Origin of the sequence: Leucobacter sp. VD1 (assembly GCF_037150695.1) — a bacterium.
GTDB lineage: Bacteria > Actinomycetota > Actinomycetes > Actinomycetales > Microbacteriaceae > Leucobacter.
In genome coordinates, this window is the sequence record NZ_JBBCPO010000003.1 from 117,749 (window position 1) to 143,908 (window position 26,160).

The following is a 26,160-nucleotide window of genomic DNA, read 5'->3' on the forward strand; positions in this document are numbered from 1 at the left end:
TGGAAGCATGACGAACAAGCTGATCCTGCTCCGTCACGGGCAGAGCGACTGGAACCAGAAGAACCTGTTCACCGGTTGGGTGGATGTGCGACTGACTGAGCAGGGGCGCGGCGAGGCTGCTCGCGCTGGTGAGCTGCTCGCCGAGTCGGGCGTGCTGCCCGACGTGTTGCACACCTCGGTGCTGAGCCGGGCTATCCAGACGGCCAACCTGGCACTCGACAGCGCCGATCGGCTGTGGATTCCGGTGCGTCGCTCATGGCGCCTGAACGAACGTCACTACGGTGCGCTGCAGGGGCTCGACAAGAGCGAAACGCTGCAGAAGTACGGTGAGCAGCAGTTCATGGAGTGGCGTCGCTCCTTCGATACGCCGCCGCCCGCGCTCGATGATTCGAGCGAGTGGTCGCAGGCGAACGATCCGCGCTACGCCGGCATCGACGGTGAGCAGCCGCGCACGGAGTGCCTGAAAGATGTGGTCGAGCGTCTGGTGCCCTACTGGGAGGGTGAGATCCTGCCCGATCTCAACGCGGGCAAGACCGTGCTGGTGACTGCTCACGGCAACTCGCTGCGCGCCCTCGTGAAGCATCTCGAGGGCATCTCGGACGCCGATATTGCGGGCCTCAACATTCCCACGGGGATGCCGCTCGTCTACGACATCGCCGAGGATGGCACGCCCGCCGGCGCTGGTCGCTACCTTGATCCCGAGGCCGCTGCGGCCGGTGCTGCTGCGGTAGCCGCGCAGGGCAAGCACTGACGGAGAGACTCGGCTCGTACACGAAAGGGCCCCTCGCGAGAGGGGCCCTTTCGTGTATTCCGAGTGCGAGTCGGATCAGCGTTCGGTGCGCTCGTCGGAGGAGTCGTCCTCGTCGTCAGCGTTGTACTTGCTGGCGTACTCTTCCCAGGCATCCTCATCGGAGCCGTGGTGCGAACTCTGAGCGAGTTCGCGTTGAAGCTGTGAAAGGTCGGTGTTGGGGCTGAAATACTTCAGCTCCCTGGCGACCTTGGTGTGCTTTGCCTTCTGACGGCCGCGCCCCATGCGTGACCCCCTTACACATTCAGGCCTCGCGGGCAATCTTCCGCGAGGCAGGTACTTATACAAATAGACGTATGGAGCAGATTCTAGCAGATCGCACGCGCTTCGAAGCGCGCCCATTACGATGAAGGCATGACCTCCCGTCGCCCCCGTGCCACCAGGATTCTGCTCATCACCATTTTGGTGATCGCAGTGCTCGTTCTGGCAGGTGCGCTCGCCGTGCTGCTGCCGATTCTTACCCATCAGAGCGCAGGCGGATCGGGACAGCAGGTGCCCGACACCTTCGTCTCGCAGACGACCGCGGAAGGTGCGGATGGGCGCCTGCGCGAACTGAGTGTCGAAGCGGCAGACGGAACTCCTGTCGCTCTCGATGAGCTGCGCCCGGGCGAGCAGCTTGTGGTGCGCGGCAGCGGCTTTGATACCGGAATCGGCATATACGTGGGGATCTGCGCGATTCCGCAGCAGGAAGGCGGCAAGCCCGGGCCGTGCCTCGGCGGTATTCCCGAGGGCGCAAAGGAGGGCACTGCCGATACTTCAGCGCTGTCGAGCGTGTGGATCACTGACGACTGGGCGTGGCAGGCCTTCGCTACTCAGCGCTACAACGACCCCCAGAAGGGTGCCTTCACCACGAAGCTCACCGTTCCTGAGGCGTCGGTCGACGGCCTCGACTGCCGCGAGACGCGCTGCGCGATCGCCACCCGAGCTGACCACACCGCTGCAAGAGACCGGGTGCAGGACATGCTGCTGCCGGTGGCCTTCGCGAAGTAGCCCGCCTCAGTGAGCGAGCGGCGCGATCACCAGCGTCGCCACCGTGTAGATCGCAAGACCGGCGAGCGCGCCCACGACGGTTCCGTTGATGCGGATGAACTGCAGATCCTTGCCCACCTGTAGCTCGATCTTCTCGGCAGCTTCCTGGGCATCCCAGCGCTGCACGGTCTCGGTGATGACGCCCGCAATATCTCCGCGGTAGTTGCGCACCAGGTGCTCGACGACGCCCATCACCCACACGTCGATCTTGTACTGCAGGGTCGGATCGTCGAGCAGCTTGTTGCCGAAATCCTGCAACGCTGAAACGATCCGCGTGCGCAGTTCGCTCTGCGGGTCTTCCAGCATCGACACGAGCGCTGCGCGAGCGGTATCCCAAGTGCTCGCCGCGACAGCCCTGATGCGCGGGCTGTCGAAAATCTCGTGCTTGAAGGCCTCCAACTGCTGCTGCAGACGCGGTTGCTGCTGCAGATCGCGTGCGAGATCCGCCAGGAACCGCGCAATTGCGAGACGGAACGGATGCTCAGGATCGGCACCGACCCGCTGCGCGAACTTCACCGTTTCGGCGTGCAGGCGGTCATCGACGAAGCGATCGACGATGCTCGGCACCCAGGAGGGAAGCCGCGAGGAGATCACACGGTCGAAGGCCTCCGGGTGCGAGACCAGCCACTCCTCGACCCGCGAGGCTGCGATGTCGATGAGCGCCTGCTGGTGCCCGCCGGCCACGAACGACTCCGCTGTGCGCCCGAGCAGCGGCCCCCACTCCGGCTCGACGACGTGCCGTCGCACGAGCAGTTCGATGAGTTCTCGCACATCGTTGTCGTCGAGCACCGTCAAAGCGCCGAGGCTGGCGCTCGTCACCATGTCGCCCACGCGCTCGGCGTTGGGGCGTTGCGACAGCCACTCGCCGGCGTGCCGTGCACCGCTGATGCCCGCGAGCTTGTCGTGCACGACGTCATCGGCGAGGAAATTCTCTTCGACGAACGCACCCAGCCCAGCGCCGATGTCGTCTTTCTTGCTTGAAATGAGGTTGGTGTGCGGAATTTTCAGACCGAGCGGATGCCTGAAGAGCGCGGTAACGGCAAACCAGTCGGCGAGCGCACCGACCATACCGCCCTCGCTCGCCGCCCGAACGTAACCGAGCCACGGGTAGTGGGTCTGCAGCGCGAACGAGATGACGAACACGACAGCCATGCCGATGAGCAGTGCGACGGCGAGGCGCTGCATGCGACGCAGCTCGGCGAGCCGTTCGAAGTCTGCGGGGGAGACGGCCCCCAAGGTGCGGCGGGTGCGAGACGACGGCATCTCAGTATTATCCTCCACGGTGGGAACTGCGACGCCGCATGAAAGAATAGACTTCATGCACCTTCTCACGGCGCTCAGCCTGAAGAACCGCGCGTTGATCGCGCTTGTCACTATTGTCGCCGCGGTTTTCGGGCTCATCGGCGTTGGCTCCCTCAAACAGGAGCTGATGCCGTCCGTGCAGTTCCCGGCGATTGCGGTGGTCACCAGCTACCCCGGGGCGTCGCCAGAGGTCGTCAACAACGACGTCTCCGGCCCCATCGAAACGGCGCTGCGCGCGGTGCCGCAGCTTGAAAGCTCGACGGCGACATCGAGCACGGGTTCGTCGATGGTCGTCGCCCAGTTCACCTACGGCGTCGACCTCACCGTGACGGAGCAAAAGGTCGAGCGTGCCATCAGCCGCATCTCGAAGATCCTTCCCGAAACCGCCGACACGCAGGTGATGTCGGGCAGTATCGACGACTTCCCCGTGATCCAGATCGCGGTCACGCCGGCGGCAGGGCAGACGCCGGAAGAAGCCGCGCAGCTGATCGACCGCGTGGCGATCCCCGAGATCAGTGATCTCGACGGAGTGCGCGACGCGCAGCTCACCGGTGCCCGCGAGGAGCGGATCACGATTGCCCCGTACGCGGGAGCACTCGCCGAGAACGGCCTCAGCTCGCAGGCCATCGCCGACACGCTGCATCAGAGCGGCGTGCTCATGGCGGCCGGCACTATCACCGAGGGTGATCGCACGCTCGCCGTGCAGGCGGGCACGGCACTCGGCTCTGTCGAAGACATCGCCGCGATCCCGCTTCCCGGCACGAGCAGCTACGACCCCGACACCGATCAGCGGGCGCCCCTCACTATCGGCGACGTCGCAGAGGTGCGCCTCGAACCTGGCCCCGAGCAGAGCATTTCCCGCATCAACGGGGAGCCGGCCCTCACCATCGCCGTCACCAAAATGTCGGCCGCGAACACCGTCGACGTCTCGCACGCGGTGCAGCAGAAGCTCGATGAGCTGCAGGATCAGCTCGGCGGAGCGCAGCTCACCGTCGTGTTCGACCAGGCGCCCTACGTGGAGCAGTCGATTCACACCCTCACCACCGAGGGTCTGCTCGGTCTCGTGTTCGCGGTGCTCGTCATCCTCGTCTTCTTGATGTCGGTGCGAGCGACCCTGGTGACCGCGATCTCTATCCCCACCTCGGTGCTGCTCACTTTCGTGGGCCTCAACTTCGCCGAGTACACGCTCAACATGCTCACGCTGGGTGCGCTCACCATCTCGATCGGTCGCGTGGTCGACGATTCGATCGTGGTGATCGAGAACATCAAGCGGCACCTCGTGCCCGGCGCCGACAAGGCGAAGTCGATCATCGAGGCCGTGCGGGAGGTTGCTGGGGCGATCACCGCGTCGACAGTCACCACAGTTGCCGTGTTCTTGCCGATGGCGTTCGTCGACGGCATGGTGGGCGAACTGTTCCGCCCCTTCGCGTTCACGGTGACCATCGCGCTTGTCGCCTCGCTGCTCGTCTCGCTCACGATCGTGCCGGTGCTCGCATACTGGTTCTTGCGAGCGGATCGGCGGCCTCGCAGTGCCGAGCTCTCAACGAGCCGCGATCCGCAGCCTGCCACTGCGCCCCTCACCGCGCTGCAACGCTGGTACCGCCCCGTGATCGACTGGACGCTGAAGCGCCCGGCGGTCACCCTGCTCACCGCGGTACTAGTGTTCGGGTTGACCGTCGCGCTGAGCCCGTTGATGAAGACGAACTTCATGGGCGAAGACGAGCAGAACTCGATCGGGCTCGTGCAGACCCTCGCCCCCGGCACCAGCCTCGACGCGCAGCTCGCGCAGGCAGAACGCGTCGAGGGTGCGCTCGCAGATGTCGACGCCGTGCAGACCGTGCAGGTGACCATCGGCGGCGGCAGCGGGATGAGCGCGCTCTTCGGAGGCGGCGGCGACGGTTCGGTGAGCTACTCGATCACCACCGACCCCGACGCCAATCAGTCGAAGGCCCAGGACGATATCCTCACGGCTGTCGACGGCCTCGATGACGCGGGTGAGTTCTCACTGGGGCAGTCGGGCGGCGGGGCGACCACGTCGAGCGCTATCGAGGTCAACGTCTCAGCGCCAGACCAGCAGACCCTCGCCCAGGCGAGCGACGCCGTGCTCGCCGAGCTCAAGAAGCAGTCCGGCCTGCGCCAGGTCGAGAGCGATCTGGGTGCCTCGCGCCCCTTCCTGCGCGTCGCCGTGGATCGCGATGCCGCTGCCGCTGCGGGCCTCACCGAGGCCGCGGTCGCTGGCCAGGTTGCGCAGCAGATGCAGCCGCGCCCCGTCGGCCAGATCACGATGGACGCCGACAGCGTGTCGATCTACCTTGCCGAGGGCACCGCCCCCACCGATCAGGCTGGCGTCGCCGCCCTGCCGATCATGACGGCAGTCGGGCCAGCACAACTCGACTCCCTCGCCACCATCGAGATCGCTGACGGCCCCGTGACCGTTCGCACCGAAGACGGTGTGCGCATGGTCACCGTGTCGGCGCTGCCTGAGGGCGACAACCTGAGCGTGGCAAGTGCCGCGGTGAACACCGCCCTCGACACCGTGGAGCTGCCTGCGGGGGCCACCGCCTCCATCGGCGGTGTGATGGCGCAGCAATCTGAGGCCTTCAAACAGCTCGGCTTGGCCCTGCTCGCCGCGATCCTCATCGTGTACGTGGTGATGGTCGCGACCTTCCGCAGCCTGCTGCAGCCCCTGCTGCTGCTCATCTCGGTGCCGTTCGCCGCTACCGGCGCGATCCTGCTGCTCATCGCGACGGGCATCCCGCTCGGCGTCGCCTCGCTGATCGGCGTGCTCATGCTGATCGGCATCGTGGTGACGAACGCGATCGTGTTGATCGACCTCGTCAACCAGTATCGGGCCCGCGGGGATGCCCTGCTCGACGCCGTTGAACACGGCGCTCTGCAGCGTCTGCGCCCCATTGTGATGACCGCGCTCGCGACGATTCTGGCGCTCACCCCCATGGCGCTCGGCATCACCGGTAAGGGCGGGTTCATCTCGCAGCCGCTCGCGGTTGTGGTGATCGGCGGCCTGCTGTCGTCGACGGTGCTCACGCTCATCGTGCTGCCCACGCTGTACTACGCGGTGGAGCGGCGGCGGGAGGGTCGCGGCGGGCCTCGCCGCGGTTCAGGTCGCGGCCCGAAGCGGCGTGGCCCGCAGCGCACCCCTGGGGCAGCTGCGGCCGGGGGAGCCGATGCGCTCGCGTTCGCCGGGGCTGTCGGATCGGTGGGAACCGTGGGCGTGCTCGGAGCCGAGGCCACACGCGAGGCCACGACGGGCTACCCCGCCGAGTCGCCTGAGGAGCTGATCGAGCTGTTTGCAGAGGGCGACGCTGCTGAGGCGGCATCCGAGCCGGAGCATCCCGGTGGGGAGGCTGCCGAGAGCCCAGTTGAGGGTGACGAGCTCGAGACGCCTGCGCCGGTGCCGGCCCCGGTACCGACCCCTGCCGACGCAGACACGCAGCGCGCGATTCTCAGCGAACTGATGCGGGTGGGGCTGTCAGCACCTGAGGTGGCTGAGCGCGGCGGATCAGAAGAGGCCGAGCACGCGAACGTTGAGCCTGGTGCCGACGCCGTCGGCGCAGCCGACGCAGACCCGGCTGCAGACGCGACGGGCGTGGATCTTGCAACCGACACTGACGAGGCGGGGAGCCCCGCGACCGCGCAGATGTCGTTGGCGCTCTCCGAGCTTGGCTTCGCCGACGACGACCCCACGCTCGACTCCGAGGGTGGTGTGGCGGATGACTCCGCAGGGGCCTCCGTTGACGATGCCTCTCGCGAGGACGAGACTGGTGCTGGTGCACCCGCCGCGGCACCTCCGGTGACCGGCGAGCTGAACTGGGAGCAGCTCATGTGGGAGGCCACCCAAGAGGTCGAAGCAGCTGCGCAAGGGGCTGGCGCCGATGCTGATGCTGCACGCGCCGAAGCCGAGATCGCGGATCAGGCCGACACTGCTGAGGAACGACCCGAAGACGAGAGCGGGCGATAGCCGTGGCGCAGAAGGGTCGTCGCGGATTCAAACCGCCGTCGAACTACGAGCCGGGGCGCAAACCCGCGCGGGCTGGCAAACGCTGGGCCGGGGGCCGCGATTCGGCTGCCGAAGACGGCAAGCCGACGCGAGGCGCCCGTGGTGCCGGCCGCGACAGCGGAGCCGGTCACCCGCGCAGCGCCCACGACGGGAAGCGGCAGGCGGAGGGGCGCCCGGCGCGGCAGGATCGCGCAGATCGCTCCGGCCGCTCGACACCTTCGAATCGTTCTGCCGGTGCTGAGCGCTCGGCTGAGGCTGCCAGGCCGCAGCGATCCGCCGGGGCGGTCCGTTCGCAGCGTCGGCCTGCACCGGCGCGCGCCGAGCGGACGCCGGTCACGGCCCGATCCGCCCCCTCCGAACCTGTCGTGCTGCAGCGCCTCGACGCCCGCATCACCACCGCCGCCGAGGTGCAGGGCGTCGCCTTCAGCGACCTCGGGCTTGGTGCGAACATCGTGCGAGTGCTCAGCGAGCTCGGAGCAGATCAGCCGTTCCCCATCCAAGCCGCGACGATCCCGGACGCGATCGCCGGCCGCGACGTGCTCGGCAGGGCCCGCACCGGATCAGGGAAAACCATCGCCTTCGGTGCCGCGCTCGTCGAACGCCTGCTGCAGTTGAAAGCCGAAGGAGCCTTCGCAGGCGACGCCAAGCCCGCCCGCGACAGGCCCCGGCGAGGCGAGCGCGCCCCGAAGCGGGCGGCACGCAACCCGAAGGCGCTGATCCTCGCCCCCACCCGCGAACTCGCCCTGCAGATCGACCGCACCGTGCAGCCGATCGCGCGCTCCGTAGGATTCTTCACCGCACAGCTCGTGGGCGGCGTGCCACTCGACCCGCAGGTGCACGCGCTCGAACGCGGCGTAGACATCGTGATCGGCACCCCCGGCCGCGTGCGCGACCTCATCAACCGCCGCAAACTCGACCTGCGCGAGGTGCTCGTCTCAGTGATCGACGAGGCCGACCACATGTGCGAACTTGGCTTCCTCGAACCCGTGCAGCGGGTGCTGCGCGACACGGTGCGCGGCGGGCAGCGGCTGCTGTTCTCGGCAACCCTCGACAGCGGAGTCTCCGACCTCGTTGCCGAGTTTCTGCGGAACCCCGCCGTGCACGAGGTGGCGGGTGAGGCCGTCAGCGAAGCCGAGCACCGGGTGCTTGTGGTGCTGCGCGAGCACAAGGATCGCGTGCTCGTCGAACTTGCATCACGTTCGGGCCGCACCATGGTGTTCACCCGCACCCGCGCCTACGCCGAACGACTCGCCGAGCTGTTCGAAGAAGCCGGGCTCCGGGTGACCGCGCTGCACGGCAACCTCAGCCAGGCCCGGCGCGAGCGCAACCTCGAACGCTTCGCCTCGGGCAAAGCCTCAGTGCTCGTGGCGACCGATGTGGCCGCGCGCGGACTCCACATCGACGATGTCGACCTCGTCGTGCAGGCCGATCCGCCCGACGAGTACAAGACCTATCTGCACCGCGCCGGCCGCACCGCCCGCGCGGGCCGAGGCGGGCTCGTGCTCACCGTGATCCCGCGCACGAGGCAGCAGCGCACCCGCGAACTCCTCGAGCAGGCCGAGATCGTGCCAGCATCGTTCGGCGACCACGTACCCGGCGACGACCCGACCGCCGCGTAGACGGGTCGTCGTCGGGCGCGGGGGAGGGGCCTCGGTGAGACGCGGGGGGAGGGGCTTCGGGGCGAAGCGAGAGGTCGGCTGCGGCGCAGGCTGGGGCGAATGCGGTGGAGGTGTTCTCTAGCTTCTTGGGTCTCGATTTGGAGATCTTGCACAATGCGATCCGGGGGCGGCTGCGGCCCTGATTGTGGGGAGCGCGGCGCGCGGTTGTCGGTGTCAGTGGTGCCCCCTAGCCTGTGAGCAGGTCAGCGGATCGCCGGCGCGCAGCGCGGCGGATCCGCGCATCACGTCGAAGGAGCATCGATGAGCGACACCAACGCGCAGTCAACCGCACGCATTGACATTGACCGAGTGGGCGACGCCCTGCTCGGCCGCTGGAAGCAAGAACGCCTCGAATCACGCCGTCTCGCGGCCGATCCCCGCCTGCACACCATTCCTGGGCAGTCGATGCCCGAGCACCGCGCCCGCGTGCTCGAACAGCTCGGCATTCTGGTCGAAGAAGGGGCGATCCAGCGCGCCTTCCCCAGCGATCTCGGCGGCGGCGACAACCACGGCGGCAACATCGCCGCGTTCCAAGAACTCGTGCTCGCCGATCCCTCGATGCAGATCAAGAGCGGCGTGCAGTGGGGCCTCTTCGGCGCAGCGATCTTGCACCTCGGCACTCGCGAACACCACGAGAAGTGGCTGCCCGACGTGATCAGCCTCGCGCTGCCCGGTGCCTTCGCTATGACCGAGATCGGCCACGGTTCCGATGTTGCCTCGATCGGCACCACCGCCACCTACGATCCCGAGACCGAAGAGTTCGAGATCCACACCCCCTTCACCGGCGCCTGGAAAGATTACCTCGGCAATGCGGCCCTGCACGGCCGCGCCGCTGTGGTGTTCGCGCAGCTCATCACCGGCGGCGTCAACCACGGCGTGCACGCCTTCTTCGTGCCCATCCGCACCCCCGAGGGTGATCTGCTGCCTGGCGTCGGCAGCGAAGACGACGGCGTGAAGGGTGGCCTCAACGGCATCGACAACGGCCGCCTCCACTTCACCCACGTGCGGGTGCCCCGCACCAATCTGCTCAACCGCTACGGCGATGTCGCCCCCGACGGCAGCTACACCTCGCCGATCGAGAGCCCCGGCCGTCGCTTCTTCACCATGATCGGCACCCTCGTGCAAGGTCGCGTATCGCTCGACGGCTCTGCGGTGCGCGCCATGCAGGCCGCGCTCACCATCGCCGTGCGCTACGGCAGTGAGCGGCGCCAGTTCCCGGGCGCCTCAGGGCGTGAGACGGTGCTGCTCGACTACGGCCTGCACCAGCGTCGGCTCATTCCCCGAATTGCGCAGAGCTATGCAATGGCCTTTGCCGACGAGCGCCTGCTCACCATCTTCGACGAGGTGTTCTCGGGTGCGGGCGACACCCCCGAGAACCGAGAAGACCTCGAAACCCTCGCTGCGGCCCTGAAGCCGCTCTCGACCTGGGCGGCGCTCGACACGCTCCAAGAAGCACGCGAAGCATGCGGCGGCGCCGGTTTCATGGCGAAGAATCGGGTGACCGGGCTGCGCGCTGACCTCGATATCTACGTCACCTTCGAAGGCGACAACAACGTGCTGCTGCAGCTCGTGGGCAAGCGACTGCTCACCGACTACGCCGAGCAGTTCAAGGGCGCCGATCGCGCCGCCCTCATCAAGGCGGCGGCGAGCCAGCTGGGCGGCCGGGTGAGCCGCTTCGGCCTGCGCCAGGTGGGCCAGAGCATCGCCGATCTGGGCCAAGTCGCCCGCTCGGTCGAGAGTCTGCGCAGCCCCGAGGCGCAGCGCGAGCTGCTTGCCGATCGCGTGCAGACCATGATCTCGGAGATCGCGCTGGCGCTGCGCGAGGCCACCAAGGACGTGCCGAAGAGCGACAAGCGGGCCAAGGCGATCGCAGCAGAAGACGCCTTCAACACGCAGCAGCACAAGCTCATCTCCGCAGCCCGTGCGCACGCCGAGCTGCTGCAGTGGGAGGCCTTCACCGAGGCGCTCGCTCAGATCGACGACGAGGGGTCGCGTCAGGTGCTCACCTGGCTGCGCGACCTCTTCGGTTTCGGGCTCATCGAGAGCAACGCCGCCTGGTATCTCGTGAACGGTCGCATCTCCGGGCAGCGCGCCGAAGCAGTGACGGCCTACATCGACCGTCTCATCGCTCGGTTGCGGCCGCACGCGCTCGATCTCGTCGCGGCCTTCGGGCTCGGCCCCGAGCTGCTGCGGGCCGAGATCGCCACGGGCATCGAGGCTGAGCGCCAGGAAGAAGCGCACGCCTACGTCGAGGCGCAGCGTGCCGCGGGCACCTGGCCCACCCACGAGAAAGACCTGTACAAGGCGAAGAAGCAGGCGCGGTAGCGGCTGAGGCTCGTTCGGGGCCGGTTCGCGGCGTAGAGTTGCAAGCGCGGCGGATCGGCCCGACGCAGGGGCAGGTGGGGACATGACCTTCAACGACAACGCACGAATCGACACGGGGCGCGTGTCGAAGCGCAGCGGTGCCAAGCGGGGCGGGATGATCGCCGGAGGCGGCGTAGGTATCGCGCTGCTGCTCGCGCTCGGATCCCAGCTGTTTGGTGTGAACCTGCTGCCATTCGCTCCCGTGGTCGAAGAACTCATCGGTGGCAGCTCGCTGTCTGGCGAGCGCTCTGAGGCGCTGCCCGGCTGCGAGACCGGGGCCGACGCGAATGCCGATGCGGAGTGCCGCATGGCGGCCACCGCCGATTCCCTCGACAAGTACTGGGCGGGCGAGGTCGACGGGTACCGGGCGCCTGCCGAAGTGGTGCTCTTCGATGCGCAGACGCAGTCGGGCTGCGGCCTTGCCACCGCGGCAACGGGGCCGTTCTACTGCCCGCCAGACGAAAAGATCTACCTCGATGTTGCCTTCTTCGACACTCTGAGCCGCGACTACGGGGCATCCGAAGGATCACTCGCGCAGATGTACGTGCTCGCCCACGAGTGGGGCCACCACATCTCGAACCTTATCGGCACGCTGGAGCAGACCGGCCGCGAATCGGGGCCGGCTTCGGGCTCGGTGCGGCTCGAGCTGCAGGCTGACTGCTTTGCTGGTGCGTGGGTGCAGAACGCTTCCACGGTGACCGACAGTGCGGGGGTGCCCTTTCTGAAGCCGGTCACCTCCGAGCAGATCGCCGATGCCATGAGCGCCGCGGCAGCGGTCGGCGACGACCACATCATGGAGTCGGCGGGTGCGCAGGTAAACCCCGAGCGTTTCACGCACGGCACCTCGAAGCAGCGGCAGCGCTGGTTCCAGGAAGGCTACCGCGGCGGGCCCGGTGCTTGCGGCACCTTTGACGTGCCGGCCTCGGATCTCTAGGAGACAGCCACCAGGTCCAGCGCCGGTCTCCATATCGGCGCTGACGCCGACGATTCGCGTGCCGCTATCGGCGGTGCACTCTGAGGCACGGTTGCGCGCTTGCGCGGCGATTATCGTGACGGTTGCCGAAGCTGCTGGGTAGTCGCAGCCGAGCAGCGCATCGAGGGGCGGTCAGCGACGCTTGGCGCGTTGCCGAGCCGCCTTCTCGCGCTCGGCCTTCTCCTTCGCGGCGGCGAGCTGAGCACCGCGCGAGTTCGGTTTGAGGCCCTGCTTCGCAGCGGGCTTGGGTTTGCGGGCACGGGCGGGCTGGGCCTTGGCTTCGCTGCTGGGGCCGTCGGCGCCGGGGCGCGAGCTGCGGGCGGTGCGCCCGCGCAAAATGCCGATGAGCTGTTGCACATCGGGGGCATCGCGGTCGCGCTCCCAGCTCGCCCACACCGTGGTGCCCGCGAGCGGTGCGCCCGTGAGGGTGATTACCGCGTGCTCGCGTTTGCGGGCGAGGTGGCGGGCGAGGGGGCGCGGCAGCAGGATCGCGCCGGCGCCGGTCGCTACGAGATCGAGCGCGGCATAGGCATCGGCGGGGCGCCACGCGGGGTCGGCCCATGGTTCTGCTGCGGGCCACTCGGGTGCGTGGTCGGGGTGGTCGAGCAGGCGCACGAGTGCGAGCTCTGCCGGGTCGAGGCCTTCGGACTGCGCGAGCTCGTGGTCGATGGGCACCACGAGTGCGATCGCCTCGGTGTAGAGGCGCAGGGCGTGACGCGGGGGCGCCGATCCTTCGATCCCCTCTGGGTGGGCTCCCGGTGCCGCACGTTCGAGCATTACGTCGACCGCTGCGCCCGGTGTGCGGCCGAAGGCGACCTCGACGGGGTGCAGTTCGAGGGGGCGTCCCACGGCTTCCTGCCAGCGACGTTCCCACTTGCTCGGCGCGATGCCGCGGGCGAAACCGAGGCGCATCGGGGGCTTGTCGGGTGCGGGCCGCGAGTCGCTGCCGGTTTCTGTCTGGGGCGTGTGCGTCACAGGGCGACCTCCGCGTAGATCTCGTGGGTGTAGGGGAGTCGGGCGGCGGAGAGCGCGATGCGGTACTCGTCGGGACGGAACTCCGAAGCGGTCTGGTGAGAGTGGTGGCGTTGCGCGTGGCCGTCGGGCGCGAGGGCGCGCAGTGGTGTGCCTTCAGCGAGGTAGTGGGGCAGTGCTTCTCGTGAGTGCCCCTGCGGGGGTCGGCCGCTCGACGGTACCACCCGCCACCAGGGAACGGCGTGGCCGTAGTGGGCCAGCACGCGACCGACGGCGCGAGGCGCAGACGAAGCGAGCGCTGTGGCGATGTCGCCGTAGGTCATCACTCGCCCGGCGGGGATGCGCGCGACTACCGCGAGCACTCGCTCGGCGAACTCATCCGACACCATCCCATAAGCATAGGGCTGCGGGCTAATTCGGTGGCTGCGGCGAGAACGGGCGCGTCCGGTCATGTGCTTCACCGAAATATGTGCTCGGGGTTGGGGCACCCGAATGAAAGCTCGGGCTATCCGAGCGCGGAGACCCCCAGCAGCAAGCCGATCAGGTAGGTCGCGGCCACGGCCACGCCGCCGAACAGCAGCTGACGTGCCGCGCCAGAGAACGGGTTGCGGTCGGTGAAGCGTGCCGCAGCGTATCCCGCTGCGAGCAGCCCCACCCCGCCGAAGATGAGCCCCCACCAGAGGGTGCCGAAGCCCAGCAGGAAGGGCAGCACCGGGATGATCGCACCCACGCTGAAGGCCACGAATGACGACCCGGCGGCCACCATCGGCGAGGGCCGATCATCGGGGCTCAGCCCCAGCTCGTGCGCCAGGTGCACCTTCAGGGCCTGCTCGGTGTTCGCGTGCACCTGCGTGGCCGCGTCGTGCGCGGTCTGCGGCGACATGCCCAGGTGCTCGAACATCACGGTCAGCTCGGCCTGCTCGCCGACGGGGTTACGGTCGAGGGCATCCCGCTCGGTCTGCACCTCAACGGCGAGCTGCTCGTTCTGCGTGCGCACCGAGGTGTACTCGCCGAGCGCCATCGAGATCGCGCCAGAGATCAGGCCTGAGACGCCAGTGATTGCGATGATGCCCGGGCTCGCACCAGCGGCGGCGATACCCGAGATGAGGCCGATGTTCGAGACCAGGCCGTCCATCGCGCCGAACACCGAGGCGCGCAGCCAACCCGACCCTGCTGATGACGAGTGCGTGTGATCGTACTCGTGCGGGTTCGCGATGTTGATGGGCCCGTCGTTCATGATCTCCCCGGTTCGGAGTGTGGTGCCGCGCCGGGTGCGGCGCGCCGGCAGCAACCGTAACAAGTTTCTCGGGCGAGGGAGAAGCCCTGATCCAAGGTCGATTCGGCGAGGGAACGAGTTCGACGGGGCGAACTCGTGCACCGGTGCGGCCTCCCCGGCGCGCGCACCCGGGCGGCGCCGGATCACACCGCATCGAGCTCCAGAACCGCCCCCTCCCACCGCGAGCGCAGCCAGCGATCGTGCGTCGCGATCACCAGCCCGGTGCAGGCTTCCGGCGCGGCTGTGAAATCGCGCAGCGCTGTCTCCAGCTCCTCCACGAGCGTGAGCGAGAGGTGATTGGTGGGCTCGTCCAGCAGCAGCACCTCTGGCGGATCGGCGACCAGCGCGGCGAGGGCGAGCCGGCGCCGTTGTCCCACGCTGAGCGCCCCCACCGGGCGGCGCAGGTCTCGCCGAGCCAGCAGACCCGTGTCGGGCAGCGGCACCGCCTCGGCGATCTCGGCGCCGACGGCGTCGCGGTACGCGCGCTCGGCCGGGCGATCCGGATCCGCGAACTCCACCTCCTGCGGCAGGTACCCGACGCGGGCGCGGGGCGCGATCTCGAGCTCGCCGCGGTCGGGAGTGAGACGGCGGGCGAGGATCGCCAGCAGCGTCGACTTGCCCGAGCCGTTCGGGCCAGAGAGCATGAGGCGCCCGCCCGGCGCGAGTTCGAGCGAAGTCGCCCGGAGCCGCCCCGCCAGCGAGAGCCGCTCAGCCCGGATGAGCGACGGCGGAGCGGCCGTGGCTTCCCCGGGTGCGCTCGCGCCGGCCGGAGCGCCCCTGCCGGTGAGCGCGCCCCTGCGACCGGGCTCGAGCGGCCCCGTATCGCGAGGCGCCCCGAACCCCTCGAAGCGCAGCGGGGCAGGCGGCCGCCGCACCCGCTCGCGTTCGAGCGCGTCGAGCCGCACCCGAGCGTTGCGAGCGCGGCGGGCGGTGACCCGTGCGTCTTTATCGGCGTAGAACTTGCGCGTGATCTTCGCCTCCGACTTCGACTCGTGCTTGCGATTGACCTCGCGCGACCCCACCTCGATCTCGTGGACCAGCGCCTCCCGCTCGGCGGTCTCGGCAGCGTACCGCGCCCGCCACCGCTCCATCTCGGCCCCTCGAGCGGCACGCGCCGCAGAATAGCCGACCCCCCACAGTCGCACCCCGAAACCTGCGCCTGGATCATCGGTCGCAGGGTCGGTCGGAAGCGACCCGGGATCGCGGCGTGGGTCCGTTCGGCTGCCCCCGGCTGTCGGTCCCGCTGCATGCTCGGTGTTTGCATCCTTCGCGTCGGCGAGCACGCGGGCGGGCAACGGCAGCGCGTCGAGATCGAGGATCCGCGTGCTCACGGCGTCCAGCAGCGCACGGTCATGACTCGCCACGATCACGATGCCCGGCCAGTCGATGAGCACCCGTTCGAGGTAGGCCGCCGAGGCATCGTCGAGGTGGTTCGACGGCTCGTCAAGCAGCAGCGTCTGCGGGGCCTCCAGCAGCAGCGCCGCGAGCGAGAGCCGCAGGCGCTGCCCGCCCGACAGTTCCCCGATCGGCCGCTGTTCAGGGATCCCACCCAGGCCGAGCCCCGCGAGCAACTCACCCCGCCGCGCCGCCGCCGACCATGCCTGGGAGCGCTCGGCATCCTCGAGAGCGCGAGCGAAAGCCTCCGCCGTGCCGGGGTCGTTCGGCTGCGCCGCCATGCGCTCGCCGCAGTGCTCCAGCAGGGAGAGAGCGTCGAGCGCACCGCGCTGGGCGTCGTCGAGCACGACAGCAAGGGGTGTCGTAACCGGGTAGGGGAGCTGCTGGGCGAGCAGGCCGACCGAACCGGGCAGTGCGACCGTGCCCGCGTCAGGGTGCAGGGCGGTGCCGCGTCCTGTGGGGCGCCCGGCGTCGCGGGCGGCGGCGCGCCCTGCGTTGCGCTCCGCATCGCTCCCGGCGTTGCGAGCGGCGGCGTGGCGCGGATCCGCTGCCGGATCCGCCGATCTCGCATCTGCGCCCGCCGCGGCAATAATGCCGAGCAGCGTCGACTTGCCGGTGCCGTTCTCGCCGATCAGACCGATGCGGTCGCCCGGCCTGGCGGTGAACGAGATGTCGCTGAGCACCCGGCGGTCACCGTAGGCGTGTGAGACGCCGTCGACGATGAGGTGGGTCGGGCCGGATGCGGATCCGGTGCCTGCTGCTGCGGGGTCCGCGGCCGCACGGGCCGCGGCGCTGAGATGTGGGGTGGTGTTCGATGCGGGCATGATGGCCGCCTCTCGGAATCTGGTGTTTCGCGGGGCGGCCGAGATGGGCGTGAAACGGGGTGCCGAGCCCGTGTCGCGAGGCGCGTATGCGGCGGCTCGGAGCACGAGAATCAGGCGTCAGCCGCGCGAGGCGGGCCCGAAGTGATCACGCAGCATCCCGTGGCATCGACCCTGGCGCGATCAGCGCGGCGGAACCGGAACGGGGATTTGAGGCTGCGTTAGTTCTTCACGCCCACGAGTGTACGCCAGACCCGGGCCCCCAGCGCAAGTGCGACTTCCCGCCCGCCCGCCCGCCTTCGCCCTCCGCCTCCGCCCCGAGCACGCAAACGCACCGATCGAGCTGTAAGCACCTCGATCCGAGCGGATCCGGTGCATGAACCTGGATCGGTGCGCGGGCGGTGGGCGGGTAGCGGCTGGCGGGGTAGCGGTTGGCAGGCAGGCAGTGGGGGCAGCGGCGGGCGGGCAGCTGACTTGTGGGCGGCGTACTCTGGAGACCCGGAGACAGGAGAGCAGCATGACGATGGATACCAGCGGACGGATCGTGGCGACGACGCGGGGTGCGGATCTCTCGCTCGTGCGTTCCCTCGCCCTGCCGCCGGAGGAGACGTGGGCGTACCTCACCGAATCGGAGCTCACCGAGCAGTGGTTCGGGCCGTGGGAGGGCGACGGGCGAGCCGGCGGTGCGGTGCGGGTGCGGATGCGCTTCGAGGATCACGAGCCGGCGATCAGCATCCGCATCATCGCGTGCGATGCCTTTGAGCGCCTGGTGCTCAAAGCCGAGGATGAGGTTGGCGGGTGGCATCTGGAACTGCTCGTGGAGCGCGACGGCGACGACTCGCTGCTCACCCTCGTGCACCACCTCGACAGTGTCGATGAGGTCGGCGAGATCGGCCCGGGTTGGGAGTACTACCTCGATCTGCTCGTCGCCGCCACGGAGGGCACCGAACGCCCCAGCTTCGACAGCTACTACCCGTCGATGCGCGAGGCATACCTCGACATGCGCCCGTAGCGGGCCCCGCGGCCAGGCCCCGCGATCCGCCCCGCCCTCCCGAAGCGGGCACCGCCAGAGAGCCTGCGCGGGCGCGGGCGCGGCGGTCAAACCTGGGTGGATCAGGCGAGCAACCGGCTCAGGTGCAGCAGCGGGTAAAGGCGAATTTCGCGCCCGGAACCTGCTCAGATCCCGCAAAACCCGCCACTCGGCACCACGGCCTCAGCTCACACCGCGTCGCCCTCCACCGGTCCCTCCGTGTTGGGCTTCCAGCCGAGCGCGGGGGCGACGTGCTCGGCGAAGGCCTGCAGCACGTGCAGGTTGTATTCGGGGCCGAGCTGGTTGGGGATGGTGAGCATGAGGGTGTCGGCCGCCATCACCGCTTCGTCGGCACGCAGCTGGTCGATGAGGCGGTCGGGGGTGTCGGCGTAGGTCTTGCCGAACGTTGAGCGCAGGCCGTCGATGATCCCCACCTGGTCTTGCCCGTCGCGGCCGCGCGCACCGAAAAACATCTCGTCTTGCTCGCTCACGAGCGGGAACACGCTTCGGCTCACCGAGACGCGCGGTGCGCCCGTGTGCCCGGCCTCACGGTAGGCGGCGCGGAACCGTTCGATCTGCTCGCGCTGCAACTCGTGGAACGGCTGGCCAGTCGCCTCGGTGAGCAGGGTGGAGCTCATCAGGTTGAGGCCTTGCCGGCCCACCCATTCGGCGGTGTCGCGTGAGCCGGCGCCCCACCAGATGCGGTCGCGCAGCCCGGGTGAGCGCGGTTCGATGGCGAGGCGGCCTGGAGGCGCCATTTGCGGATCGCTGTCGACGAGCGCTTCCCCGTCGATTGCCTGGATGAAGCGATCGAATTTGTCGCGCGCCAGGTCGGCGCCGCGCGGATCCGCCGAGCCCGTGTACCCGAAGGCCTCGTAGCCGCGCAGCGCGGTCTCGGGGGATCCCCGACTCACGCCTAGCGCGATCCGCCCGTCGGCGATGAGATCGAGCGCGGCCGCCTCCTCGGCGAGATACAGCGGGTTCTCGTAGCGCATGTCGATCACACCGGTGCCCACCTCGATGCGCTTCGTGCGGGCCGCCATCGCGGTGAGCAGCGGCATCGGCGATGCCGCCTGCCTCGCGAAGTGGTGCACGCGCACATAAGCGCCGTTCACGCCGATCTCGTCGGCGCCCTCCGCCAGCTCGATCGTCTGCCGCAGCATGTCGCCCGCGGTGCGCACGCGCGACCCCGGCACCGGCCCGTAGTGCCCGAAGGACAGGAATCCGAAAGCTCTCATGGGTGATGCAACGTGCGCATCGCCGCACTATTCCCCACTGCGCTGCAGGCTGGCGAACGGTACCCGGGGACCATGCAGGCGGTACTGCGGGGCGATCCCCGATCCGCCACCTCAACCGTAGCTTCGTGAGTATGGAGATTCACTCGAGCGATATGGGATTGGTGGCGCGTGTCGCCCACCTTGGCAAGCACTACGGAACGGGGCCGCAGCGGGTCACCGCCCTCGACGACGTTTCGATCGGGATTCGGCGCGGCCAGTTCACCGCGATCATGGGGCCTTCTGGATCGGGCAAGTCGACCCTCATGCACGTGATGGCGGGCCTTGACACCCCCAGCGAAGGGCGGGTTTGGTTGGGTGATGACGAGATCACCCACCTTGGTGATGCGGCGCTCACGAAGCTGCGCAGGCGCCGTATCGGCTTCGTGTTCCAGTCGTTCAACCTGGTGCCCACCCTCGATGTGATGGGCAATCTGCGGCTGCCGTTCGAGCTCGATGGGCGCCGCCCCAACCCCGAGGAGCAGCACCGCATCGGGGCACTCGTCGAATCGCTCGGCCTCGCGAACCGCCTGAAGCATCGCCCGCACGAGCTGTCGGGCGGCCAGCAGCAGCGGGTTGCGATCGCGCGCGCTCTGGCCACGCAACCCGATGTGATCTTCGCAGACGAGCCGACGGGTGCGCTTGACTCCCGCACCGGGCGTGAAGTGCTCGGCCTGCTGCGATCCGCCACCCGCACCGGCGGCCAGACCATCGCGATGGTCACCCATGATCCTGGTGCGGCGAGCCACGCCGACCGCATCTTGTTCCTCGCAGACGGCCGCATTGTCTCGGATCGCGAGGCGATGACCGCGGAGGAAATCTCCGAGACGATGCTGAACCTTGAATCGGTCGCTGCCGGGGCCGCCGCGTGATCGCCATGCTGCGCGAGCACGCCTCCACGCTGATCGTGTCGGCGCTGTCGGCGCTGTTCGCGGTGACATTGATCCTGTTCACGGGCATCCTCACTGCCGCGATCGACCCCGCCGTCATTGAAGAGAGCGGCACCTTCCGTGCCGTGCTGATGATGGTCGCGCTCATCTTCATTGTGATCGCGCTCTATGTGGGCGCGATCGTCACCGCCAACACCTTCTCGACCATCATTGCGGGCCGCACGCGCACCATCGCGCTGCTGCGTCTGGTCGGGGCGAGCTCGGCGCGCGTGCGGTCGCGGGTTGCGGGGGAGGGGCTCGTCGCGGGTCTCCTCGGCGGGGTCGCGGGGTTCGGGATCGCCGTGGCGCTGTGTGCGGCAGTCACCGTGTGGGGGCCGCAGCTCGGTTGGCTCCCCGAAGGTCGCGACTACCCGCTGTTCGATCCACTTGCCCTGGTGGCGGTGGGGATCGTGGCGCTTACGACGTGGGCGGCTGCGTGGACGGGATCGCGGCGCGTCGGCCGCGTTTCGCCGATCGCGGCGACGGGTGCCGCCGTCGAGCTGCCCGCCGAGCAGTCGCGCCGCCGCCCCGCCCGCACGGTGTGGGCGACGATTCTGCTCGTCTCGGGTGCCGCACTGCTCGCAATCGGGATCGTGCTCGGCCTCGCGACGCCGCTCGCGCTACTGATTTCGTTCGTTGGCGGCATCCTCTCGTTCACGGGGATCGCGCTCGGGGCGCATCTCATCATGCCGCCGCTGCTGCGGCTCTCTGGGCGTGCGTTCGGGCGTGGGCCGTCGGGGCGGTTGGCGGTGGCGAACGCTGGGCGCTTTCCGGAGCGCAGTGCGCGCTCCACAATCGGGCTGGTGATTGGGGTCACCCTCGTCACGATGTTCGCGGTGGCGCTCGCGAGCTACGAGACAATGACGCTGCAGGCTTTCGCACATTCCCCTGCGCTCAGGGCCGGCCTCAGCGAGACGCTCGCGGTCACCACCGCAGTGTTCACCGGCCTGGTCGGCTTCTCGGCGGTGATCGCCGCGGTCGGCCTCGTGAATACCCTCTCGCTGAGCGTGCTGCAGCGCACCCGCGAGCTCGGCCTGCTGCGGGTGCTCGGCTTCACAGGGGCGCAGGTGCGCCGCATGGTGCTCGTGGAGAGCGCGCAGATGACGCTCACCGCCCTCGGCTTCGGGCTGCTGCTCGGGGTGTTCTACGGGTGGGCCGCAGCGCAATCCCTGCTCGGGTCCCAGGCCGGGCTCATGGCGCCCACGGTGCCGTGGCCCATCATCGGCGGGGTCGCAGTGTTCGGCCTGGTGCTGGCGCTCGTCGCCGCTGCGGCGCCGGCGCGGCGCGCGATCAGGGTCTCTCCTGTGGCCGCACTCGCGGCGCAGTGATGGCACGGCTGGGAGCGAACGCCCCGCGGGAATGTCAGAGGGCGCGAGTAGGCTGAAGCCATGACCGTTGTGATTGATCCTGCCTTCGATCCTGTCCCTTCTCTCGCACACGCCACAAGCGTGAGCGTTTCTTCGCAGCCGCCTGCCAACCCCGGTGCGCTGGCGGTGTTCGTGTCTGCCGAGGGCGAGCTGCCCGATGGCATCGCCGAGATCGGCCGTGACGCGCTCGCCGCAGCCGGTTTCACCGCCGGTGAGAACCAGACTCTGCTGCTGCCCGGCACTCCGCTGCGGGTGCTCGTGGGCACCGGCAAGGCAGGCATCGACAGCGATGCGCGCCTGCGCGACGCTGTCGCCGCATTCACGCGTGCTGCGCGGGAAGAATCGCGGATCGCGGTAGACCTGACCGGGCTGCTGGCCACGGGCGAGTGGGACGCCGAGGTGGCCGTGCAGGCCGCGATCGAGGGCGCAGTGCTTGCGCGCTACCGCTATGAGGCACTGAAGAGCGACCCTAAAACCGTCGCCCTCGAAGAGCTCATGTTGCAGATCGGCGAAGAGCATGCTGCAGATGCCGAGTACGGTGTAGAGCGCGGCCTCGTGCTCGCCCGCACCGCGGCCATCTCGCGCGATCTCGCGAACACTCCGCCCCGCCACCTCAGCGCTGTCAAATTCGCTGAGGTTATCGAACGACTTGCGCCCGACTTCGGGCTTGAGGTCGAGGTGTTCGACCGTGAGGCGCTGATGCAGCTCGGCGCGGGCGGCCTGCTCGGCGTCAACGCCGGCAGTATCGAAGAGCCCCGCATGATCAAGGTCTCGTACCGCCCCGAGGGCACCGCGCTCGCAGATGCCGAGGCGTACCTCGCTCTCATCGGCAAGGGCATCATGTACGACTCGGGCGGCATCAGCCTGAAGCCGTCGAATGCGATGCACGCGGCCATGAAGTTCGACATGATGGGTGCGGCCGCGGTGTTCGCGTCGATGACGGCTCTGCGCGATCTCGGGGCAACGACCGCGGTCACCGGTTGGCTCATGTGCACCGACAACATGCCCTCGGGTAGCGCCACCAAGCTGGGTGACGTGCTCACGATCCGCGGCGGCAAGACCGTCGAGGTGAAAAACACCGACGCCGAGGGGCGTCTCGTGATGGCCGATGGCCTGGTGCTCGCCACCGAAGAGCAGCGCCGACCTGACGCGATCGTCGATATCGCCACGCTCACCGGCGCGGCGATGATGGCGCTCGGCACGCGCACCGCCGCAATGCTCGCCAACAACGATTCGGTCGCCGAGCAGCTGCAGGCAGCGGCTGACGCCACCGACGAGAACATCTGGCGCTTCCCGCTGGATCACCGCTACCGCGATCAGCTGAAGTCGAACGTGGCAGATCTCTCCAATATCGGCGGCCAGTACGCCGGTGTGATCCTCGCGGCGCTGTTCCTCAACGAGTTCGTCGATGGTCTGCCCTGGGGGCACCTCGACATCGCCGGCACGATGCAGGCCGAGAGCGACGAGCTGTGGCGCTCGGTCGGTTCGACAGGGTTCGGCGCGCGTCTCCTCGCTGAGTTCGCAACTGCGTTCGAGGCACCCGCGGATGAGACCGATACCGCTGAGACGGTTGCCGACCATGAGTGATGCGGTCTCCCCGGCGTCCCGCCGCGCCAGGCGCGGCGGCCGCTCCGCTCGTGCGCCGCAGCACCTGCTGAAAGATCGCGACGCCTACATCGACTTCCTCTCGGAGTTCATCGCCGAGGCGCCGTCGTCGTACCACGCGGCGGTTGCCCTTGAGAAGGCGCTCGACGCGGCCGACTTCGTCGCCCACGACGAGACCGAGGCGTGGCAGCCGATCACCGACGGCTCGCGGGGCTTCGTGCGCCGCGACGGTGCGCTGATCGCCTGGCGTGCAGGCAAGAAGGTTGCGCCAGACAGCCCTGTGCGAGTGCTGGGCTGCCACACTGATTCGCCCGGTTTCGCAGTCAAGCCGCAGCCCGATTTTTCGGCGCACGGCTGGAGCCAGGTTGGCGTCGAGGTGTACGGCGGCCCGCTGCTCAACTCGTGGCTCGACCGCGATCTTGAGTTCGCCGGGCGTGTTGTCACCCGTGACGGGGTCGAGTATCTCGTGCGCACTGGCGCTGTGGCCCGCATCCCGCAGCTCGCGATCCACCTCGACCGTGAGGTGAACTCTGGCCTCACCCTCGACAGGCAGCGTCACACCCAGCCGGTGATCGGGCTTATGCCCGCTGCTGGAGATGCCTCCGCCGCCCCGTCGGTGCTCGGCTTGCTCGCCGATGCCGCAGGCGTCACCACCGATGAGATCGCCGGCACCGACGTTCGCTTGCACGATACGCAGCCGCCCGCGCGCATCGGCGTGCACGGCGAGCTTTACGCTTCGCCGAGGCTCGACAATCTCAGCTCGACTGTTGCGGGTCTCGCGGCGCTGCTCGCCAGCGAGCCGGCCCCCGGCACGATTGCTGTGCTTGCCGCCTTCGATCACGAGGAGCTCGGTTCGGAGACCCGCTCAGGTGCGTGTGGGCCGTTCCTTGAAGAGGTGCTGGGCCGTCTCCGGGCTGGTCTCAAAGCCTCTGTGGAAGATTCCGCGCGTGCGCTGGCCCGCTCATGGTGCCTCTCGGCCGATGCGGGGCACTCGGTGCACCCCAACTATCCCGAGCGGCACGACTCGCGGGTGCAGCCGCTCGCGGGCCGGGGGCCGATGCTGAAGGTGAACGCCAACCAGCGCTACGCCAGCGACGCGCACGGTGCGGCGCTGTGGCAGCGAGTGTGCGATGCCGCCGAGGTACAGACTCAGGAGTTCGTGTCGAACAACACTTCCCCCTGCGGATCTACGATCGGCCCGCTCACCGCAACGCGCCTCGGTATTCGCACTGTCGATGTCGGTGTGCCGCTGCTATCGATGCACTCGGCGCGCGAACTTGCCCACGTCGATGACCTCCACGGCCTTGCGCGCGCCACGGGCGCCTTTTTCTCGGGCCTGTCTTAAACGGTGTCCCGTTCGCTAGGATCGTGCCATGAGTGAGATGCAGCAGACGGGACACACCGGAGTCGCCCTCTCGCACAACGCGCTGACGCCGAGCGTGCAGCGTATCGGGGAGCGCGACATTGAGATCACCTACCTAGGAACGAATGCGCTCGGGCAACCGACGTGGATCATGTGGAACGCGAGCGAGCCCTATCTGATCGGGATGCTGTCCCGCGGCAAGATGGGCTACCACTTCGAGCAGCGCACCAGCTCGGGCGTCATGCTGCACGAAAACATCTCGCTGAATCGGGTACAGCGGGCGCTCGGCGGCTGAGGCCCTGCCTCGCGACACGCCAGGGATGCACGTTTCTTGGCCCCCGATTTGCGCTCCATTGGATAAGCCGCATATGATCATATCTCGGTAGCCAGCGAGTTAGAAATAAATCGCAACGGCCCCATCGTTTAGCGGCCTAGGACACCGCCCTTTCACGGCGGCAGCACGGGTTCGAATCCCGTTGGGGTCACCGTTTACCGAATACAATTGAATACATCATGGCCCTGTGGCGCAGTTGGTTAGCGCGCCGCCCTGTCACGGCGGAGGTCGCGGGTTCAAGTCCCGTCAGGGTCGCCAGACGAAGAACCCTTCTCCGGAAGGGTTTCTTCGTCTCTGGCGGTCGCCATGAAAGTGATTGCCCGGCTCTGTAGCTCAGTTGGTAGAGCGTTCGACTGAAAATCGAAAGGTCACCGGATCGATGCCGGTCGGAGCCACGTAGCGGAGATTACACCGCTGCTGAACCCTCAAGAGGCTTCTACTCTTGGGGGTTCTTTTTTGTTTACTGATCAGGTGTTTTTGTGTCAGAAGTGAAAGTTGATTGAAGCTGATCTGGGCTCATGTGCAGGTGGCCTGGAAAGTTTTCAGTCCAGTACCCCGCATTTACCCCGCACTTTCAAATCAGTCCTTTGAGCTGTTGGCCCATGATCTGCGCAGCCTTTCCCGCGCCCTTGAGTGTGTTCATGTAGACGTCTTGGGTCATGCTGGGGTTCTCGTGCCCGAGGTAGTCGGCGATCTCTGTTGCGGAGAGGCCGGCCTTGTCGAGGATCGTGGCGACCGTCTTTCGGAAGGCATGTGTGCTGAGGGTGGGATAGCCTAACGCGTCGCGTCGGTCCCGAATCTCCCGCTGGGTATTGGAGGGGTCTCGGAGCCTCATGAGTGGCGTGGGGAATAAGAGGTTAGTGTTCGGCTTCAGTCGCTCATGACGGTCCTTGAGAAGCGTTACCGCTGCTGGAGGCAGGGGAGTAGTGCGTGCAGACTTTTCGGTCTTAGGGAACTCTTGCCGGACGATGCCCTTGCCTTTGACTCGAACATTGATTGCCTCGACTGATGCAGTGCCCTTCGCGAAATCGACCGAATCTGCGGTAAGTGCGCATACCTCCGCCACCCGCCAGCCGGAATGAAGCATGAACTCAATGAGCTCAACGGTGTCCCACCGCTTGAGGTCTGCGTCGTTTCGCACCTTCTTGAGAAACTCTGACAGTTCCTCGAGCGGAATGGCGGTGCTTGCACGTTGTTTGCGCTGTGTGATTCGCTCCAACTCTCGAACCGGGTTGTGCGCCAATGCGCCATTGCGTACCGCAAGCGCCAGCATGCCGCTCAGCGTTGATCGACAGTTCTTTGCGGCCCCAGGTCCAGATTCCTTCTCAACTGTCGTGAGAAAGCTCTGCAGGCGCTCTGGGGTGGCCTCTGCGACGCTGAGGTCTCCAACTCGTGGAGTGATGTGTGCGGTTACTGCATATCCGTAGGTTTCTATCGTTCCTTCTGAACGACCAAGTTCACGTCGAGTCTCGAGAAACCGCTTACCAAGCTGCTTGAGTGTCATAGACGGTTTGAGTTCGCCGCCAGAATCTTCCTCGATTGTCAGGAGCGCACGTTTTAGTGCATGTTCCGCCTTTGCTCTTGTCGAAGCGAAGCGTTCCACTTGGCGCAGCTTTCCGTCCGCGAAACGATACCGTGTGCG

The 26,160-nt window shown here is 67.9% G+C and carries 20 protein-coding genes and 3 tRNA genes; 15 read left to right on the forward strand and 8 right to left on the reverse strand.

From position 1 onward, the window contains the following. Nucleotides 1–7: 7 nt before the first annotated feature. Entirely contained in the window at nt 8–751 is a 744-nt protein-coding gene (locus WFL22_RS09595) for a phosphoglyceromutase (protein WP_336652068.1), read from the forward strand. Nucleotides 752–826: 75 nt separating this feature from the next. On the opposite strand, the gene WFL22_RS09600 is transcribed toward WFL22_RS09595, so the two are convergent. Further along, complete coding sequence (locus tag WFL22_RS09600; protein WP_336652067.1) at nt 827–1,033, reverse strand: DUF3073 domain-containing protein; 207 nt, start codon at nt 1,031–1,033, stop codon at nt 827–829. A 129-nt stretch (nt 1,034–1,162) separates the two neighbouring features. Here WFL22_RS09600 and WFL22_RS09605 point away from each other — a divergent pair, with 129 nt between their 5' ends. Next, nucleotides 1,163–1,798: a hypothetical protein gene (locus tag WFL22_RS09605; RefSeq protein WP_336992542.1), complete on the forward strand. Its 636-nt coding sequence runs from the start codon at nt 1,163–1,165 to the stop codon at nt 1,796–1,798. Between the two features lie 6 nt (nt 1,799–1,804). On the opposite strand, the gene WFL22_RS09610 is transcribed toward WFL22_RS09605, so the two are convergent. Next, a complete protein-coding gene (locus tag WFL22_RS09610; protein ID WP_336992544.1) occupies nt 1,805–3,100 on the reverse strand; it encodes a DUF445 domain-containing protein in 1,296 nt (431 codons plus the stop codon). A gap of 55 nt (nt 3,101–3,155) precedes the next feature. Here WFL22_RS09610 and WFL22_RS09615 point away from each other — a divergent pair, with 55 nt between their 5' ends. The 4 genes from WFL22_RS09615 to ypfJ all read left to right on the forward strand — a co-directional run bounded on the left by WFL22_RS09615 (nt 3,156) and on the right by ypfJ (nt 12,113). After that, on the forward strand, nt 3,156–7,118 hold the full coding sequence (locus WFL22_RS09615; RefSeq protein ID WP_336992546.1) for an efflux RND transporter permease subunit: 3,963 nt from the start codon (nt 3,156–3,158) through the stop codon (nt 7,116–7,118). Between the two features lie 2 nt (nt 7,119–7,120). Next, on the forward strand, nt 7,121–8,776 hold the full coding sequence (locus WFL22_RS09620) for a DEAD/DEAH box helicase (RefSeq protein ID WP_336992548.1): 1,656 nt from the start codon (nt 7,121–7,123) through the stop codon (nt 8,774–8,776). Nucleotides 8,777–9,076: 300 nt separating this feature from the next. After that, nucleotides 9,077–11,140, forward strand: a complete 2,064-nt coding sequence (locus tag WFL22_RS09625; protein WP_336652062.1) for an acyl-CoA dehydrogenase family protein — start codon at nt 9,077–9,079, stop codon at nt 11,138–11,140. Between the two features lie 82 nt (nt 11,141–11,222). Further along, complete coding sequence (gene ypfJ / locus WFL22_RS09630; protein ID WP_336652061.1) at nt 11,223–12,113, forward strand: KPN_02809 family neutral zinc metallopeptidase; 891 nt, start codon at nt 11,223–11,225, stop codon at nt 12,111–12,113. 171 nt (nt 12,114–12,284) lie between these two features. On the opposite strand, the gene WFL22_RS09635 is transcribed toward ypfJ, so the two are convergent. From WFL22_RS09635 to WFL22_RS09650, 4 genes are all read right to left on the reverse strand, one after another. Beyond that, entirely contained in the window at nt 12,285–13,127 is an 843-nt protein-coding gene (locus WFL22_RS09635; protein ID WP_336992550.1) for a LysR substrate-binding domain-containing protein, read from the reverse strand. Continuing rightward, a complete protein-coding gene (locus WFL22_RS09640) occupies nt 13,124–13,513 on the reverse strand; it encodes an MGMT family protein (protein WP_336652059.1) in 390 nt (129 codons plus the stop codon). Before WFL22_RS09640 ends, WFL22_RS09635 begins: the two co-directional genes overlap by 4 nt. Nucleotides 13,514–13,629: 116 nt before the next feature. Further along, nucleotides 13,630–14,361: a VIT1/CCC1 transporter family protein gene (locus tag WFL22_RS09645; protein ID WP_336652058.1), complete on the reverse strand. Its 732-nt coding sequence runs from the start codon at nt 14,359–14,361 to the stop codon at nt 13,630–13,632. A 182-nt stretch (nt 14,362–14,543) separates the two neighbouring features. Continuing rightward, nucleotides 14,544–16,619 (reverse strand): ATP-binding cassette domain-containing protein, encoded by a 2,076-nt coding sequence (locus WFL22_RS09650; protein ID WP_336992552.1) that lies wholly within the window; start codon nt 16,617–16,619, stop codon nt 14,544–14,546. 514 nt (nt 16,620–17,133) lie between these two features. Here WFL22_RS09650 and WFL22_RS09655 point away from each other — a divergent pair. Then, on the forward strand, nt 17,134–17,628 hold the full coding sequence (locus WFL22_RS09655) for an SRPBCC family protein (protein WP_336652056.1): 495 nt from the start codon (nt 17,134–17,136) through the stop codon (nt 17,626–17,628). A 206-nt stretch (nt 17,629–17,834) separates the two neighbouring features. Here WFL22_RS09655 and WFL22_RS09660 read toward each other — a convergent pair whose 3' ends face one another. Continuing rightward, nucleotides 17,835–18,884, reverse strand: a complete 1,050-nt coding sequence (locus tag WFL22_RS09660) for an LLM class flavin-dependent oxidoreductase (RefSeq protein ID WP_336992554.1) — start codon at nt 18,882–18,884, stop codon at nt 17,835–17,837. 131 nt (nt 18,885–19,015) lie between these two features. Here WFL22_RS09660 and WFL22_RS09665 point away from each other — a divergent pair, with 131 nt between their 5' ends. The 8 genes from WFL22_RS09665 (at nt 19,016) to WFL22_RS09700 (ending at nt 24,913) form a co-directional block, all read left to right on the forward strand. Then, on the forward strand, nt 19,016–19,792 hold the full coding sequence (locus WFL22_RS09665; RefSeq protein ID WP_336652054.1) for an ABC transporter ATP-binding protein: 777 nt from the start codon (nt 19,016–19,018) through the stop codon (nt 19,790–19,792). A gap of 5 nt (nt 19,793–19,797) precedes the next feature. Next, nucleotides 19,798–21,177 carry an ABC transporter permease gene (locus WFL22_RS09670; protein ID WP_336992997.1) on the forward strand — a complete coding sequence of 460 codons (1,380 nt, stop codon included), beginning with the start codon at nt 19,798–19,800 and terminating at the stop codon, nt 21,175–21,177. A gap of 60 nt (nt 21,178–21,237) precedes the next feature. Further along, nucleotides 21,238–22,803, forward strand: a complete 1,566-nt coding sequence (locus WFL22_RS09675; protein ID WP_336652053.1) for a leucyl aminopeptidase family protein — start codon at nt 21,238–21,240, stop codon at nt 22,801–22,803. Further along, nucleotides 22,796–24,166 carry a M18 family aminopeptidase gene (locus WFL22_RS09680; protein WP_336992556.1) on the forward strand — a complete coding sequence of 457 codons (1,371 nt, stop codon included), beginning with the start codon at nt 22,796–22,798 and terminating at the stop codon, nt 24,164–24,166. The genes WFL22_RS09675 and WFL22_RS09680 overlap by 8 nt, the downstream gene beginning before the upstream one ends. A 28-nt stretch (nt 24,167–24,194) precedes the next feature. Further along, entirely contained in the window at nt 24,195–24,479 is a 285-nt protein-coding gene (locus tag WFL22_RS09685) for a hypothetical protein (RefSeq protein ID WP_336652051.1), read from the forward strand. A 117-nt stretch (nt 24,480–24,596) separates the two neighbouring features. Beyond that, a tRNA-Glu gene (locus WFL22_RS09690) sits at nt 24,597–24,669 on the forward strand. Between the two features lie 30 nt (nt 24,670–24,699). Then, nucleotides 24,700–24,776, forward strand: a tRNA-Asp gene (locus tag WFL22_RS09695). A 64-nt stretch (nt 24,777–24,840) separates the two neighbouring features. Next, a tRNA-Phe gene (locus tag WFL22_RS09700) sits at nt 24,841–24,913 on the forward strand. A gap of 179 nt (nt 24,914–25,092) precedes the next feature. Here WFL22_RS09700 and WFL22_RS09705 read toward each other — a convergent pair. Further along, nucleotides 25,093–26,121, reverse strand: coding sequence for a site-specific integrase (locus WFL22_RS09705; RefSeq protein WP_336992557.1), 1,029 nt, complete (start codon nt 26,119–26,121; stop codon nt 25,093–25,095). Nucleotides 26,122–26,160: the final 39 nt, after the last annotated feature.

What these genes read in the sequence shown, in the direction of transcription:
- WFL22_RS09595 (WP_336652068.1), top strand. Translation starts at nt 8, where the DNA reads ATGACGAACAAGCTGATCCTGCTCCGTCACGGGCAGAGCGACTGGAAC.
- WFL22_RS09600 (WP_336652067.1), bottom strand. Translation starts at nt 1,033, where the DNA reads ATGGGGCGCGGCCGTCAGAAGGCAAAGCACACCAAGGTCGCCAGGGAG.
- WFL22_RS09605 (WP_336992542.1), top strand. Translation starts at nt 1,163, where the DNA reads ATGACCTCCCGTCGCCCCCGTGCCACCAGGATTCTGCTCATCACCATT.
- WFL22_RS09610 (WP_336992544.1), bottom strand. Translation starts at nt 3,100, where the DNA reads ATGCCGTCGTCTCGCACCCGCCGCACCTTGGGGGCCGTCTCCCCCGCA.
- WFL22_RS09615 (WP_336992546.1), top strand. Translation starts at nt 3,156, where the DNA reads ATGCACCTTCTCACGGCGCTCAGCCTGAAGAACCGCGCGTTGATCGCG.
- WFL22_RS09625 (WP_336652062.1), top strand. Translation starts at nt 9,077, where the DNA reads ATGAGCGACACCAACGCGCAGTCAACCGCACGCATTGACATTGACCGA.
- ypfJ (WP_336652061.1), top strand. Translation starts at nt 11,223, where the DNA reads ATGACCTTCAACGACAACGCACGAATCGACACGGGGCGCGTGTCGAAG.
- WFL22_RS09640 (WP_336652059.1), bottom strand. Translation starts at nt 13,513, where the DNA reads ATGGTGTCGGATGAGTTCGCCGAGCGAGTGCTCGCGGTAGTCGCGCGC.
- WFL22_RS09645 (WP_336652058.1), bottom strand. Translation starts at nt 14,361, where the DNA reads ATGAACGACGGGCCCATCAACATCGCGAACCCGCACGAGTACGATCAC.
- WFL22_RS09650 (WP_336992552.1), bottom strand. Translation starts at nt 16,619, where the DNA reads ATGCCCGCATCGAACACCACCCCACATCTCAGCGCCGCGGCCCGTGCG.
- WFL22_RS09655 (WP_336652056.1), top strand. Translation starts at nt 17,134, where the DNA reads ATGACGATGGATACCAGCGGACGGATCGTGGCGACGACGCGGGGTGCG.
- WFL22_RS09660 (WP_336992554.1), bottom strand. Translation starts at nt 18,884, where the DNA reads ATGAGAGCTTTCGGATTCCTGTCCTTCGGGCACTACGGGCCGGTGCCG.
- WFL22_RS09665 (WP_336652054.1), top strand. Translation starts at nt 19,016, where the DNA reads ATGGAGATTCACTCGAGCGATATGGGATTGGTGGCGCGTGTCGCCCAC.
- WFL22_RS09670 (WP_336992997.1), top strand. Translation starts at nt 19,798, where the DNA reads ATGCTGCGCGAGCACGCCTCCACGCTGATCGTGTCGGCGCTGTCGGCG.
- WFL22_RS09675 (WP_336652053.1), top strand. Translation starts at nt 21,238, where the DNA reads ATGACCGTTGTGATTGATCCTGCCTTCGATCCTGTCCCTTCTCTCGCA.
- WFL22_RS09680 (WP_336992556.1), top strand. Translation starts at nt 22,796, where the DNA reads ATGAGTGATGCGGTCTCCCCGGCGTCCCGCCGCGCCAGGCGCGGCGGC.
- WFL22_RS09685 (WP_336652051.1), top strand. Translation starts at nt 24,195, where the DNA reads ATGAGTGAGATGCAGCAGACGGGACACACCGGAGTCGCCCTCTCGCAC.